The following is a 13,945-nucleotide window of genomic DNA, read 5'->3' as shown; positions in this document are numbered from 1 at the left end:
TTTATGAGCGGCCGATACCGAAATACTCGAAGCCTTGTTTCTTCATCGACGAGGGGTCAAAGAGATTCCGGCCGTCAAAAATGAGCGGATTCTTCATGTCGCGACGCATCGCGTCGAAGTCCGGACTCCGGAAAGCCTTCCACTCCGTCACGATAATCAAAGCATCCACGCCCACCAGCGCACTCTCCGGCTGATCGACGAAATGCAAATGCTCCAAAGCGCCGTCACGATCGGCGAGATCCTGGGTCAGCACGCGGCGGGCCTCTTCCATTGCAACGGGATCATGCGCCTGCACGATCGCCCCGCGGCCCAGGAGTTCCTGAATGATGATGCGGCTCGGCGCTTCACGCATGTCGTCGGTTTCCGGCTTGAATGCCAGCCCCCAGACCGCAAAGCGCTTACCGGCAATGTCATTGCCGAAGCGAGCGAGCACCTTGTCGACCAGCACGCGTTTTTGCGCCTGGTTGACCTTCTCGACTGCATCCAGCACATACGTCGACTGGCCGAATTGTGCCGCGGTCTTCGCCAGTGCCTGCACGTCCTTCGGGAAGCAGGAGCCACCATAGCCAATCCCCGCATAGAGAAAGCTATAGCCAATTCGGGGATCGGAGCCAATTCCCTGGCGCACCAGCTCGATATCGGCGCCCACCCGGTCGGCCAGGTTCGCCAACTCGTTCATGAAGCTGATACGCGTGGCAAGCATGGCATTGGCGGCATATTTCGTGAACTCTGCCGAGCGCACATCCATGAAGTACATGCGCTCATGGTTGCGGTTGAACGGCGCATACAGTGTCCGCATCATCGCCCTGGCCTTTTCCCCGGCTTCGTCCGATGCGACACCGACTACTATCCGGTCTGGACGCATGAAATCCTCAACCGCCGCGCCCTCCTTGAGGAACTCGGGATTGGAGACCACCGCGCAGTCAAGATGGGCGGAGCCACGCTGGCTAAGCTCCTCCGCCACCGCCGCCTTCACCTTATCCGCCGTTCCGACCGGAACGGTGGATTTGTCGACGATAACCTTGAACGAATCCATGTAACGACCGATGTTCCGGGCGGCCTCGATCACGTACTTCAGGTCGGCGGAGCCGTCTTCGTCCGGCGGCGTGCCGACGGCGATAAACTGGATATCGCCGTGCGCAACGCTGGCGGCAATATCCGTCGAAAACTTCAGCCGGCCCGCGGCACGATTCCGGTCAATCAGCGCCTTGAGGCCGGGCTCATAGATAGGCACGCCGCCGTTGTTCAGCAAATCGATTTTCTTAGCATCGACATCTACGCAGAAGACGTTGTTGCCCAGCTCAGCAAGGCAGGTGCCCGTCACAAGGCCGACATAGCCGGTACCGATAATAGTAATTCTCATTTCTCAAGCCAATATTTGCATATTCAAGCGATTGTTGGAGAGCACACCGGCCTCCGGCGCCATAACCCTACGTCCCAGAAATTGTCGGTAGCGGCACAAAACTACTCATCGCAAAATACAGACACCTTCCGATGCTCAATCGGGTATCGACACCTCATGAATCGATCGGAATGTATACACCCGGACGTGCACGCGAGCTACACGCCGGATAGGGAGGATGGGAAGGAAGGAGACTACAGTGCGTCCGCCCAGCCCGCAGGAGTTGGCGGGCAACCCTGGTACAGCCTGAATCCCCTCGCCGGTACCGCCCGACCGGGATCAATCGATCAGAGCGAATCCATTGCTGCCTGGGGGCCACACCAACAAGATCGGCACTCCGGAAGAGCAGCCGCGCCGGAGCGCAAAGCTGAGTTACGCCTCCATCACTTTTTAACTTGTTGACCCAGGATACAAAACGACAACATTTTGCCATATTTTCCCGGGCTTGAGCCGCCGCCGGAGCCCGACTGGCAGGCGGGCGGAGAAAGCTCGTCCAGTGATCGGATTGTCGTCGCCCCCGCGCGAGGACGTAGCCCACCCTCACCGTACACTGCACTCTTGGTTCACTCCGGCTCCGCCGCAAACCACTCCGAGATGTTTTCGATGCAGACATGAGGGCGTACTCAGCGCAGGAGACGAATACGCGGAGCCGGTTCTTCATGCAAGTGGTCCTTGATATCGCGGTCCGGGCGAAACCCTGAAACGCATTCGAGAAGAATCGTCCGGATGGTTTCGCAGTCGTTGGAGTCAGAGGCCTGGATGAGGCACTTCATCTTTTCATCGAGCTGCTCACGGCTCAGGAAGGACTCGTCTGCCTTCATGATGCGCGGGTGGCCAGTGCCGCTCACGGCATCCCCGATCAACAACTCCTCGTACAGCTTCTCCCCGGGGCGCAGCCCGGTGAACTGGATCTCGATGTCGCCGTCAGGATTCGCCTCGTCCTTTACCTGGAAGCCGCTCAGGTGGATCATGCGCCGGGCCAGATCGACAATCTTGACAGGCTGGCCCATATCGAGCACGAAGACTTCGCCTTCGCCGCCCATCGCCCCCGCCTGGATGACAAGCTGGGCGGCCTCGGGAATGGTCATGAAGTACCGGATGATATCCGGGTGCGTCACCGTGACGGGCCCCCCCGCGGCAATCTGGGTCCTGAACAGTGGCACCACCGAGCCGCTCGAACCGAGCACATTGCCAAAGCGGACAATGCTGAAACGGGTGCGCACGCTCGGATCCTGCGCGAACGCCTGCAGGCACAATTCCGCCATCCGCTTGCTCGCCCCCATGACATTGGTCGGCCGCACAGCCTTGTCGGTGGAGATCAACACGAACGCTTCGACGTTGGCACGAATCGCTGCCTCCGCAGTGATCCGGGTACCGACAGTGTTGTTCAATATGCCCTCAGTCATATTGAACTCGACAATGGGCACGTGCTTGTAGGCAGCCGCATGGTAGATGGTCTGCACCCCGTAGCGCGACATGATGCCGAAGACCCGCTCGCCGTTCTGCACCGAGCCAAGTACCGGCACCAGTTCTATCGGGAGCTCTTTCTCTGCGACAGTCTGCTGCAGTTCGTACTCAAGGGCGTACAAGGCAAACTCGGACTGCTCATACAAGACAAGACGCGCGGGCTTGTTCTTGATGATTTGCCGGCACAGCTCGGAGCCGATGGAACCACCGGCACCAGTGACCATGACGCTCTTGCCAGCAATGTTCTCCATCAACAGCTTCATGTTCGGGGCAACCACGTCGCGCCCGAGCAACTCGTCGATTTCCACCTCGCGCACGTCATCCAGGCGCACCTCGCCGGAAACCATTTCCGCCATGCCGGGCACGGCCCGCACCTCGACCGCGAGCGGCTCTAGCGCATTCACGATTTCGATGCGACGGCTGCGCGAAGCGGACGGAATTGCGATCAGCACCTGGTGGATCGCAAGGCGCCTTACCAGTTCGGGCAGCTCATCGGCGCCGTGGACCTTGATGCCCGCGATGCTGAGCCCGCGCTTCTTTATGTCGTCATCCACGAATGCCATTGGCTCGTAGTCCGAGCCCACGCCCAGGGCGACAGCGAGCTGCCGCCCGGCATCGCCCGCGCCATAGATGATGACCTTCTGGCCGTGGCGGCCAAAGGACGGCAACATCCTGAATGCTGCCCGCACAAAGAACCTGCTGCACACGATATAGACGATGGCCAGCAGCCAGTAGATCAGGAGCGCACCGCGCGGGACGTTGGACAGGCCCAGGAAGAAGATCAGCGAACCGAACATCCCGATCGAAATGGTGACCGCGATAACAATGGTCAGGATGGCCCGGTCCTCCATGTAACGCACTACCGAGCGGTACAAGCCCAATTTGATAAAAACCGGGATGGCCACCAAAGAGGTGACGAAATACAGGCTGATCGGGTACTGTGAACTGACAGCCCAATGATCCGTCCGCAAGCCGACCGCCGACCAGAGGGAAAGCGGCAGCAGGAAGAAGTCGAGCACCAACATCAGAAGAATCTTCTTCTGGCGCGACATCTCGGAAATTTTCTTAAGCAGCATCATTGAGTTATTGTTTAGTTGTCACGTTGGACTGTCACTTGGTTGGCAGGAAACCAGCCAGTGCACGAAGCGCACGGACCGTTCGTGAACTAAGGGAAGGTTTCCGCCTCGACAAGAGAAGCGCCGTTCCGATCTTTGTCCGACTGGATCAACTGGCCCTGGAGCGGCCACGCAATACCAAGCTGCGGGTCGTTCCAGGCAATGGTACGCTCGTCCTGCTGGCTCCAATACTCAGATAACCTATAAAGCACTTCCGCCTGTTCCGACAGCACAAGAAACCCGTGGGCAAATCCCGGCGGTATCCAGAGTTGGCGATGGCTCTCGCCTGACAGCCGGATACCTGCCCACTGGCCGAAACGAGGCGATTGTCGGCGCAAATCCACCGCCACATCAAAAACTTCGCCCGACACAACCCGAATCAGTTTTCCCTGTGGGCTTTTCAACTGGTAATGCAGCCCGCGAAGCACCCCCTTAACGGACCGACTGTGGTTTTCTTGAACAAATGTGCCGCTAAAGCCTGTGGCGAGTTCGAAATTCCGAGCACTAAAGCTCTCAAAAAGAAATCCACGCTCGTCCTCGAAGACTGCCGGCTCGAGGACCAGGACCTCCGGCAATGCGGTCGGCGTCGCCTTCAAACGCATAACTGGTCACCCTCCTTTGCCGCTAGCGGCATGCGCCGCCGTTGCTCGCCAAGGTTCCTCGCGACGCCAGGCAGCACGCTTGAATCGGGGTCAGAAGAGAATTCATTGCGCATGATGGCCTGCTTAGGCAAGTATCTGATCCAGCAAGTGATGCACCCCCTGCCGCCAGTCCGGCAGGTGGATACCAAACGTCTGGCGTAGCTTGGTCGTATCCAGTCGCACACTGGCCGGGCGCGGCGCGACCGACGGGAATTCACTTGCGGCGATCGCCTGGATCCGGTCCGGGTCCGTCTTGAGCGCCACGCCATGCGCTGCGGCGTAACGCAGAACTTCACTGGCGTAGCCATGCCAACTGGTCTCACCCGCAGCTGCGAGGTGATAGATGCCCGGTGAAAAAACACCGCGGTCGCCATGGAGCCACGCTCGCGCGACAATCTGCGCCGTCACGTCGGCGATTAGCGCAGCGCCGGTGGGCGCGCCAAAGCGATCTGCAACCACGCGCAGCATCGCTTGCGTGCCGCCAAGCCGCAGCATCGTTTTGGCAAAATTGTTGCCATGCCCCCCCGCCACCCAGGACGTCCGAAGTATCAGTGCCGCGGGGCTCATATGGGCTATGGCTTGCTCGCCAGCCAGCTTGCTCTTACCGTAGACGGATATGGGATTGACCGCATCGGTTTCCACATACGGTGTCGCCTGACGACCATCAAAAACACAGTCAGTCGAATAATGCACCAGCAGGCTACCGAAAGCCCGCGCCTCTTCGGCAAGGACACCCACCGCAGCGGCATTTACGGCGTAAGCGCTTTCAATGTCGCTTTCCGCCTTGTCCATTCCGGTATATGCGGCAGCATTAACGATCACATCGGGGCAGTATTCCCGCATGACGCGACGAATTTCATCGGGGCACGACAGATCGCATGCAGCCCGGTCCGTCGCAATGACGTGCCCAAGAGGGCTCAGAGAGCGCCGCAGCTCGAAACCGACCTGGCCGTTGCTTCCTGTTACAAGAAGGATGGGAATGCGATGCGCCTGATCCGGCATTTCACTCATGCCGCCCCTTTCGGTACTCACCAGACATCACATTTGCAACCCACGCCTGGTTATCGAGATACCACTGGACTGTCTTGCGCAGTCCTGTCGCGAAGGTTTCCTTGCATGTCCAGCCCAGTTCCGTCTGGAGCTTTCGCGAATCGACCGCATAGCGCCGGTCATGGCCGGGACGATCGGCGACGAAGGTAATCTGCTCCCGATACGAGCCCGTCGCCTTCGGGCGAAGCTCGTCGAGCAGATCGCATAGCGTGTGCACGACGTCAAGGTTCGTCCTGGTGTTACTGCCGCCGACGTTATAGGTTTCCCCCACCCGGCCCTTGGCGAGCACAGCCCGAACGGCCGCACAGTGATCGCCAACATAGAGCCAATCCCGCACATTCAGACCGTCGCCATACACGGGCAGCGGCTCGCCGGCCAGCGCCTTTGTCAAAACGAGCGGGATCAACTTCTCGGGAAAATGATAGGGGCCGTAATTGTTCGAGCAGTTGGTGGTGAGGACCGGAAGCCCGTAGGTATGATGGTAAGCGCGGACCAGATGGTCTGCCGCTGCCTTGGTTGCCGAATACGGGCTGTTGGGCGCATAGGCGGTGCATTCCGTGAATGCCGGGTCACTGGGCTGCAGGGAACCGAATACCTCATCTGTGGAGATATGCAGGAAGCGGAAGGCTTCGCGCCCTGAGGCTTCCAGACCGCTCCAGTAGGTGCGAGCGGCCTCGAGCAATGTGAAGGTGCCAACGACATTGGTCTGAATAAACCCGCCCGGCCCCTCAATCGAGCGGTCGACATGGCTTTCAGCCGCAAAGTGGATCACCGCGCGCGGCCTGTATTCCGAAAAAAGACGATCCAGCGCCACACGATCGCATACGTCGGTACGCGAAAATATATGACGCTTACTCCCCTTTAACGAGGCGAGAGATTCCAGGTTGCCGGCGTAAGTCAGCTTGTCGACGTTGACGACCGCGTCCGATCCGTCCTCGCGCAGCCAGTCAAGAACGAAATTGGCGCCAATGAAACCGGCGCCACCAGTGACAAGTATGTGGGACAAGACCAGTGCTCCCTGCCTATCTAATAGATCTTTGAGAACCTGGCCAGTGCCAAGCCTCCGCCTGGTCCAAAATGGACGGCGATGTTAAGTGCCTGCAGAAGTGGCGGTATTCTATCCGACCGGAAGCACCCGCTTAACCTGAGCGACCATCTTTTTGTAGCCTGTTGTAACGTCCCACCGCGAGGTCTGGACAAATACGACGGATCTCCAATCCCGTCGTTGCCCCCCCTTTAGCGCTCGATATTGTGCTCCAAAAGCAACTTCTACGCAGCTATTGAATGTGGTTCCGCATTGCCGGGAATCCAATTGACTCGAAGAGAGCCGTTGGGGCGCTATCCGAATGAAGTACAACGTACACGCTGGATCGCACAAAAAAATGCGCGGGCGAGCGCCTCCCGCGGATCCCAACACGCGTGCTCGCCGTCAACTCCTGCCTGAAATCACCCTGAGAGGTGAATACACAACCTACCCGAGCGCCTCAGATAGCACCGATATGACAAGACTTTGCTGCTCTCGAGTCAGCCCGATCCACATGGGCAAGCGGATCAAGCGATTGGCAATGCTGTCCGTGACGGTCAATGAGCCATGCTGGCGCGCATACCGGAGGCCTGCCGGAGCCGAATGCAGTGGCACGTAGTGAAACACCGCGTTAATTCCCTGCCCCTTCAGCCGCTGCAAAACCCTCTGGCGATCCACACCTGGAGCGAGCAACACGTAATACATGTGCGCGTTATGACCACACTCCGGAGGAATAATCGGTCTGCGCAGCTGACCGGTGCTCTCCAGCGCCGCGAGTTGTTCGTGGTAGAAGTCCCAGAGCGCCAGCCGGCGGGCGGTCAGGGACTCGGCTTCCTCGAGTTGCGCCCAAAGGAACGCAGCCGTCAGCTCGCTTGGCAGGAAGGAAGAGCCGATGGCTTGCCAAGTATATTTGTCAACTTCACCGCGGAAGAAGCGACTGCGATCAGTCCCCTTTTCGCGGAAGATCTCAGCCTGGAGCCGGTACTCCTCGCGATTCACAAGCAGAGCCCCACCCTCTCCGCTAATCACATTCTTTGTCTCGTGGAAGCTGTACGCTCCCAGATGCCCGATGGAACCCAGTGCGCGCCCACGATAGGTAGCCATGACGCCCTGCGCGGCGTCCTCGATCACGACTAGACCGTGACGCTCTGCGATAGCCATCAAAGTGTCCATCTCGCACGCTACACCGGCATAGTGTACCGGGACGATGGCGCGCGTCCTGGAAGTAACGGCAGCCTCCACCTGCGTTTCATCAAGGTTCAGCGTATCAGGCCTTACATCGACAAATACGGGCACCGCGCCCCTCAGCACAAAGGCGTTCGCGGTCGAAACAAAGGTGTACGACGGCATTATCACCTCATCACCCGGTTTCAAGTCGATCAACAGGGCTGCCAACTCCAGCGCCGCGGTACAGGAGTGTGTCAGGAGCGCCTGCAGCGTATTTGCACCCGATGCAAGCCAGGCATGGCAGCGGTCAGTGAACGGGCCATCGCCTGACAGATTGCCGCCAGCATGGGCTTGCGCTATGTAAGCCAGCTCTTTCCCCGTCATATAGGGGCGGTTGAAAGGAATATGCACGGAATTAGTAGTGTTCATTTATTCGGCTGCTATTTTCCTGGCCGCGACCAGCAGCGACCCGCCAAACGGGAATCGTGCGCCTGCCTTGATTAAGCAACGCTCGATACTCATCGTTGCGCCAAACACGCCATTGATCAACGGATTGAGACGCAGATCCGCCGTCAGGTCATATTCTGACTCGGGCAGCCGAGCGCGCCGGCGCGTCATATACATAAGGGGAAACAGTAGAGACACGAAGGAAGTAATGATCTCGATCCTGAACCCTGCGCCTTCGATTTTCCGACGGAGTTCCGTCGCTGTGTAGCGCCGGACGTGGCAAGCGTGTTCATCCTGCTGGCTCCACATGAACTGATGTTGTGGAACGGTAATCAGCAGGCCTCCGCCGGGTGCAATCGCTCGATGCATTTCTTGCAAGACCTGCTCATCTTCCTCGATATGCTCAAGAACGTCGAAGGCACCTATGACGTCGAACTCCTCGGTGAATGGAATGCGCCGCGCATCGAGTTGATAAAAGGATGCACCCGGAACTCGTGCGGCGGCGAATGGCAAACCATCACTGTAAATCTCGGTTGCAGAAAAATCCCACTTCGGGAACGCCGATGCCATGCCGTGCAACACGTAGCCTGTGCCGCAACCGATCTCGCAGAAGTTGCGGGCGTTCGGAAAATAACTGCCAGCGGCCCAGGTTATCAACCGGTTCCGCGCAACGAACCAGAAATTCCCCGATTCGACTTCGGAAAGCTGTTGAAAAAACTCCGGCTTAAAGCCACTACTAAGCGTAGCCAGTTCCGGGCTGAAAGCGATGAAACCATCAATACGGGGTGGAGAGCAATGACAGCTTGCACAACGCCACGAGGCATCCACCTCCACTCCTCCACATGCAAGGCACTGCTTCATGCGCTCTCCATCCCTGACGGCTTGCGATCGGGCCGGAAGACCCAATACTTCTGCGCCGAAAAAAGTAACATTGCAACAAGAATAATCATTGTCCCCTGCACCAAACGGTCCGAATATCCAAGCCAGTCCACCATGACGATCATGACGCCGAGATTCAACACGTAGGCCAGCACATAGGCAATGAAGTAGCGCACCAGTGTCGAAGCAGCATGCCCGGAATGGCGAAATGACCAGGCCTTGTTAAGCACGAAGGTTTGCAGCACACCCAGCAAATACAGGCCACTCATCGCTATCTTGTGCCCGACGCCGATCGATGTCGTAAAAATATACAAAAGATACAGCACTGCATTAGAGGCCACACCGACTGAGGCGAAGCGCAGCAACTGGGCAAGAGTATTCAAATGCACTCCGAAATCACGTGAACCGCGTCCTGAAGTGGGCCAGGGGAAGCATCGACGCACCAGAATGATCCTCGACCAGCGAGATCACTTGTAGTAAGCCCTCTCCGCAGACGACCACCGGCGAATCGCCCTCCATCCGGATCACCTTGCCGGGCGTACGATTTTCGATCTCAACATCAGGCAACGGCCTTGCAGCGTAAATGCGACCGAGCACGCCGTCCACCAGCGTTGCGGCGCCCTTGTACGGTGAGCCTAACGCATCGACAAAGCGCGCTATCCGTTCCGACGACTGCGCCCATGGTACCCGATAGTCTTCCTCGTCCCGCCATAAGCTATAGCTTGCCAGTGCTTCGTCTTGGGGTACGCCACGCAAGGCCTCTCCGCGCGCAAGCAAATCAAGTACCTCGGTTGCCACGGCGCAATAATCGGCCCGCAAAGCGTCGATTGCCTCGGCAATGGTGATCGGATAGTCAATCTCCGTTACCGACTGTGCAAGGATTGCCCCCGCGTCATACTGGCTGGCTCCAAAGAGTGCCGTCACGCCGACGCTCCGATCTCCATTGATAAGGCTGGACACCAGCGGATTGAAGCCTCTGTATTTCGGCAACAGCGAATCGTGAAACACTATCAGACGCGATTCTGGATGGGGTATCAGCCAGCGCCACGATACGGCCATGACGTACTCTGTCCTGATTTGGTAGCCTGGACCGTGCCTGCACCATGAGATTCCCCGCTGTGCGCACAACGCGACAATTTCTTCGCTGTAGTCGTGGTCGAGCGCCGCATCGCTACCGACTACGACTTCCTCAAAGAGGTGACCAAAGGTATCGACCAGGTCGAGCAGCAATGCATAACCCTTCTTTGTCATCGCGAACAGCGTCAGTTGCTTCATTGCGGCTCGCCTTCCCTAGCATATTCAGCATTGCCGTCGCGAGTCCTGACTACGACATCGGCAATCGTATAGGCCGGACGCTCCATCGTGCGAAAATGCATGCGAGCAAGATATTCGCCAATTATTCCGATCGCAAACAACTGCGCCCCCGAGAAAATCGCAATGATGGATGCGAGGAATGGAAAACCCGGGACTGCATCACCGCTGAAAAAATAGCGGCCAATGACATAGAGCAAGATCAGTACGCCGATCACGGTGAAGCCGAACCCGACAAAGCTGGCAATCTGCAACGGCAACGTGCTGAAGCCGGTCATCATGTTCATCGCGTGGCTTATTAATTTTTTGAACGTGTAGTTGGATACACCAACCGTGCGCGGTTCGTGACGCACGACGATATGGGAGAAACGGGTCGTACTCCAAGTAAGAAGGACGTCAATTGATACGAAGGGACTACGGTAGTCCTGGAAGGCGTCGCGCAACGCTGTCCTGAATATGCGATATGCGCTCACAAAACGTGCCGTTTCGGCTCCCATGGTACTTTGCAAGGCGACCTTGGTGATCCGTGATGCCTGGTCGCGCCAGAAATTATGTTGCTCGCGTTCCGGCGTGCCGTAGACAACGTCATTTCCCCTGCGCAATTCGGCCAACAGCTTCGCGATCTCCTCCGGCGGATGTTGAAGATCATCGTCCAGAGTCACGATAATAGGCTGGATGGCCGCGCGGATGCCGCACAGCAACGCATTGTGCTGGCCATAATTACGCCGCAGACGAATCCCTTTGATGCGAGGATTACTGTTCACAAGAGACTCGATCACCTCCCACGAACCGTCATTCGCGCCATCTTCGACAAGGATAATCTCGTAGTCCGCCACGAGTGCTGCAAGGGTGCTTACCAGCCTGCCACACAGCGGGGTCAGAGTAGCTGCGGACCGATACACCGGCACCACTATCGAAATACCCTCTTCGCCTATCGCTGCTGCGTCCGTAGCCAGCACAATCTTGGACATTCAATACTCCATATATTTGCCACAGGAGGCAATGTTATTAACGACGGCGAAAACAGAACTGAAGCGCCTTACGGCTCGCAGCAATGGTGACACGCGCGCGAGTAGCGGCCAGATTATCCTGCAAGAATTCGCGCTTCAGCCTGCTTGCCTGCTCGAATTCAAGCGCATTAAAGCTCTCGAAGAGGAATCCGTGGGGATCAAAAAGACAATTGCTGCCCATGACAGAATGCTGCGAGTGGAACTATGCTTACGCCGCATGTTGTCGAAACCCTCCCTGCTAACACCCGTGCGCGATGCCATCTGGAGCCTGTCAAGCATACTTTCGCCCGTCGTCAGATGTCGGCGTTAGTCGTTTGGCGTTAGTTTCTCCGACAGTTGATAGGCGGCCATTCGGCCATCAAAGCGAGAAAGTGACGCTAAACCCACGTTTCTATCCACATAAGCTAACTCGAACCACGATTGCGGCCCGAAATGCCACTCTTCCATAGCCTGAATACACGGCAACTCCGTGCCTCGTTTAATATCTGATTCATATTCTGGAGGCGCCCCACCTAGCCGCCAGTGAAACGGCAGAATCGTTTACCTACCCCAAGGGGCAGTATTCTATCCGAAGCGATCTACGTTCCTGGCTGATCCCGGCACTGCAGCTCGGTGCTCACCCATCATCCCAACTAAACTCGATTGAACATGAGCTCAACGACAAACAGCTTCCTTCTCAACAATGGCAGATAGAAAGGCGACACGAGAAAATTACGCGATCGGAGACCTCCAGGGCTGCAACGAGTCGCTCCTTGCTCTGACCGAGCGGCTACGGTCGAAAGCCGAACTCCGCTTCGTAGGCGACCTAGTCAACCGCGGCCCTGCCTCCGCACGCACGCTGCGAACCGTCCGCCAGCTCGGCAAGCGCGCCGAAGCCGTGCTCGGCAACCACGACATCCACCTGCTGGCTGTGGCCGCCGGCGTGCGTAAAAGCGGCCGTAGCGACACTTTGGCTGATATCCTCGAAGCACCAGATTGCGATGAATTACTCACTTGGCTAAGGCATCGCCCCCTGGCCATCCACGAAGACGGCTTCCTGCTCGTGCACGCGGGCGTGCTTCCGCAATGGACCACAGAGCAGACAATGGCGCTGGCAGCAGAAGTCGAGCGCGAACTGCGCGGCCCGGGCTGGAAGGCGTTCCTGGCCGACATCTTCGGCAATGCGGCGGACCGGTGGGACCCGGCCTTGCGGGGCATCGAGCGTCACCGTGTCGTGATCAACGCCCTGACCCGCCTGCGCTTTTGCAACGCCGACGGCGTGATGGACCTCAAGACCAAGGAAGGCCCCGGAAGCACGCCGGCTGGCTTCATGCCATGGTTTGATGTGCCCGGACGGCGCACCGAAGACACCACGGTGGTGTGCGGGCATTGGTCCACGCTCGGACTGGTGATGCGCCCCAACCTGATGGCGCTGGATACTGGATGTGTCTGGGGTGGCAAGCTCACCGCCGCGCGCCTGGCGGCGGATCCGGCTGAACGCACGCTGATCCAGGTGGAGTGCCCGCAGTACTGCGATCCGCTGGCTTGAGCCGATCAGGCAGCCGGCGCGGGAGAATCCGCGCTCACATCGCCTTCGTTGAAGGATTGCTCGCTCTCGCGCCCTTCGTTCACGCGCACCGCGAGTTCCACTGCGTGCTGTTGCGCGCCCTGGCTCAGATGGCTCACTACCGCGCGAGCCGCCTCGGCCAGGTCGCGCCGGCTGGCGCTGGTGGCGGTGAGGGCTGGCGCAAAGCATAGCCTGGCGGTGATCGGCGGCGCCCGCAGGATCGCATCGAGCGTTTCCAGCAGGCTCAGGTCGCCAATATAGGCTGGCGCCAGCGTCGGCTGGCCCGTCGCGGCATCCAGGTAAGCCAGCCCGACCGGCTGCACCGGCAGCCCGCCCGATATCGGCGCTTGCATCAGGTTGGCGTGGAACGGCAGCACGCTGCTGCCATCCGTGGTTGTGCCTTCCGGGAACACGCAGACCAGGTCGCCCTGCAGCATCACGTCGGTAATGGCATGCAGCACGCGATGCGCGTCGCGCTTGCGCGCGCGTTCGATGAAGATGGTGCCGGTCTGCCCGCACAGCCAGCCGATTACCGGCCAGTCGCGGATTTCGGATTTGGCGACGAAGCGCACGGGCTGCCAGCTATTGATGACGTAAATATCCAGCCATGAAATATGGTTGGACACCACCATCGCGCCATGCGGCATGGCCTGCCCCGGCTGCAGTCCCTGCACCTCGAGCGTCACCCCACAGATCCGCAGCAGCCGGCGCGACCAACGCCGGATATGCGACTGCCGCGACTCTACGCCGAGCCAGGGGAACAGCACCGCGCAGGTCAGGAGGCCGCGCAGCAGGTGAAGGATCAGGGCGAACTTGCGCAGCCAGATCATGCCGGCCCCACTGGCGAACTCGCTTGTACCATCTTGTCCGACTTCCCTCGGGCCGG

The 13,945-nt window shown here is 58.6% G+C and carries 13 protein-coding genes; 1 reads left to right on the top strand and 12 read right to left on the bottom strand.

The window, feature by feature from the left end; all coding sequences use genetic code 11:
• Position 1: 1 nt before the first annotated feature.
• The 11 genes from AC1RQK_RS20600 to AC1RQK_RS20550 all read right to left on the bottom strand — a co-directional run bounded on the left by AC1RQK_RS20600 (position 2) and on the right by AC1RQK_RS20550 (position 11,694).
• Positions 2-1,363 carry a UDP-glucose dehydrogenase family protein gene (locus AC1RQK_RS20600; protein ID WP_492810843.1) on the bottom strand — a complete coding sequence of 454 codons (1,362 nt, stop codon included), beginning with the start codon at positions 1,361-1,363 and terminating at the stop codon, positions 2-4.
• 662 nt (positions 1,364-2,025) lie between these two features.
• The gene (locus AC1RQK_RS20595) at positions 2,026-3,948 is read right to left on the bottom strand and encodes a polysaccharide biosynthesis protein (RefSeq protein ID WP_416049421.1); all 1,923 of its coding nucleotides are present in this window, start codon (positions 3,946-3,948) and stop codon (positions 2,026-2,028) included.
• An 86-nt stretch (positions 3,949-4,034) separates the two neighbouring features.
• A complete protein-coding gene (rfbC, locus tag AC1RQK_RS20590) occupies positions 4,035-4,586 on the bottom strand; it encodes a dTDP-4-dehydrorhamnose 3,5-epimerase (protein ID WP_416049422.1) in 552 nt (183 codons plus the stop codon).
• Positions 4,587-4,709: 123 nt separating this feature from the next.
• Positions 4,710-5,627 carry a dTDP-4-dehydrorhamnose reductase gene (gene rfbD / locus AC1RQK_RS20585; RefSeq protein ID WP_492810987.1) on the bottom strand — a complete coding sequence of 306 codons (918 nt, stop codon included), beginning with the start codon at positions 5,625-5,627 and terminating at the stop codon, positions 4,710-4,712.
• A 1-nt stretch (position 5,628) separates the two neighbouring features.
• Positions 5,629-6,681 (bottom strand): dTDP-glucose 4,6-dehydratase, encoded by a 1,053-nt coding sequence (gene rfbB / locus AC1RQK_RS20580; protein WP_492810841.1) that lies wholly within the window; start codon positions 6,679-6,681, stop codon positions 5,629-5,631.
• Between the two features lie 465 nt (positions 6,682-7,146).
• Positions 7,147-8,295, bottom strand: coding sequence for a dTDP-4-amino-4,6-dideoxygalactose transaminase (gene rffA, locus AC1RQK_RS20575; protein WP_492810839.1), 1,149 nt, complete (start codon positions 8,293-8,295; stop codon positions 7,147-7,149).
• Complete coding sequence (locus tag AC1RQK_RS20570) at positions 8,296-9,174, bottom strand: class I SAM-dependent methyltransferase (protein WP_492810837.1); 879 nt, start codon at positions 9,172-9,174, stop codon at positions 8,296-8,298.
• On the bottom strand, positions 9,171-9,575 hold the full coding sequence (locus AC1RQK_RS20565) for a GtrA family protein (RefSeq protein ID WP_492810835.1): 405 nt from the start codon (positions 9,573-9,575) through the stop codon (positions 9,171-9,173). The genes AC1RQK_RS20570 and AC1RQK_RS20565 overlap by 4 nt, the downstream gene beginning before the upstream one ends.
• 13 nt (positions 9,576-9,588) lie before the next feature.
• A complete protein-coding gene (locus tag AC1RQK_RS20560) occupies positions 9,589-10,467 on the bottom strand; it encodes a methionyl-tRNA formyltransferase (protein WP_492810833.1) in 879 nt (292 codons plus the stop codon).
• A complete protein-coding gene (locus AC1RQK_RS20555; protein ID WP_492810832.1) occupies positions 10,464-11,474 on the bottom strand; it encodes a glycosyltransferase family 2 protein in 1,011 nt (336 codons plus the stop codon). Before AC1RQK_RS20555 ends, AC1RQK_RS20560 begins: the two co-directional genes overlap by 4 nt.
• 37 nt (positions 11,475-11,511) lie before the next feature.
• Entirely contained in the window at positions 11,512-11,694 is a 183-nt protein-coding gene (locus AC1RQK_RS20550; RefSeq protein WP_492810830.1) for a hypothetical protein, read from the bottom strand.
• 501 nt (positions 11,695-12,195) lie between these two features.
• Between AC1RQK_RS20550 and AC1RQK_RS20545 the strand changes: the two genes are divergently transcribed.
• On the top strand, positions 12,196-13,041 hold the full coding sequence (locus tag AC1RQK_RS20545) for a symmetrical bis(5'-nucleosyl)-tetraphosphatase (protein WP_492810828.1): 846 nt from the start codon (positions 12,196-12,198) through the stop codon (positions 13,039-13,041).
• A gap of 5 nt (positions 13,042-13,046) precedes the next feature.
• On the opposite strand, the gene AC1RQK_RS20540 is transcribed toward AC1RQK_RS20545, so the two are convergent.
• On the bottom strand, positions 13,047-13,889 hold the full coding sequence (locus AC1RQK_RS20540; protein WP_492810826.1) for a lysophospholipid acyltransferase family protein: 843 nt from the start codon (positions 13,887-13,889) through the stop codon (positions 13,047-13,049).
• Positions 13,890-13,945: the final 56 nt, after the last annotated feature.

It is taken from the genome of Cupriavidus sp. GW822-FHT02D05, from assembly GCF_058802485.1.
Note: the sequence above shows the minus strand (reverse complement) of the source record. Positions and strands in the feature narration are given on the sequence as shown.

What these genes read in the sequence shown, in the direction of transcription:
- AC1RQK_RS20600 (WP_492810843.1), bottom strand. Translation starts at nt 1,363, where the DNA reads ATGAGAATTACTATTATCGGTACCGGCTATGTCGGCCTTGTGACGGGC.
- AC1RQK_RS20595 (WP_416049421.1), bottom strand. Translation starts at nt 3,948, where the DNA reads ATGATGCTGCTTAAGAAAATTTCCGAGATGTCGCGCCAGAAGAAGATT.
- rfbC (WP_416049422.1), bottom strand. Translation starts at nt 4,586, where the DNA reads ATGCGTTTGAAGGCGACGCCGACCGCATTGCCGGAGGTCCTGGTCCTC.
- rfbD (WP_492810987.1), bottom strand. Translation starts at nt 5,627, where the DNA reads ATGCCGGATCAGGCGCATCGCATTCCCATCCTTCTTGTAACAGGAAGC.
- rffA (WP_492810839.1), bottom strand. Translation starts at nt 8,295, where the DNA reads ATGAACACTACTAATTCCGTGCATATTCCTTTCAACCGCCCCTATATG.
- AC1RQK_RS20570 (WP_492810837.1), bottom strand. Translation starts at nt 9,174, where the DNA reads ATGAAGCAGTGCCTTGCATGTGGAGGAGTGGAGGTGGATGCCTCGTGG.
- AC1RQK_RS20560 (WP_492810833.1), bottom strand. Translation starts at nt 10,467, where the DNA reads ATGAAGCAACTGACGCTGTTCGCGATGACAAAGAAGGGTTATGCATTG.
- AC1RQK_RS20555 (WP_492810832.1), bottom strand. Translation starts at nt 11,474, where the DNA reads ATGTCCAAGATTGTGCTGGCTACGGACGCAGCAGCGATAGGCGAAGAG.
- AC1RQK_RS20550 (WP_492810830.1), bottom strand. Translation starts at nt 11,694, where the DNA reads ATGGGCAGCAATTGTCTTTTTGATCCCCACGGATTCCTCTTCGAGAGC.
- AC1RQK_RS20545 (WP_492810828.1), top strand. Translation starts at nt 12,196, where the DNA reads ATGGCAGATAGAAAGGCGACACGAGAAAATTACGCGATCGGAGACCTC.
- AC1RQK_RS20540 (WP_492810826.1), bottom strand. Translation starts at nt 13,889, where the DNA reads ATGATCTGGCTGCGCAAGTTCGCCCTGATCCTTCACCTGCTGCGCGGC.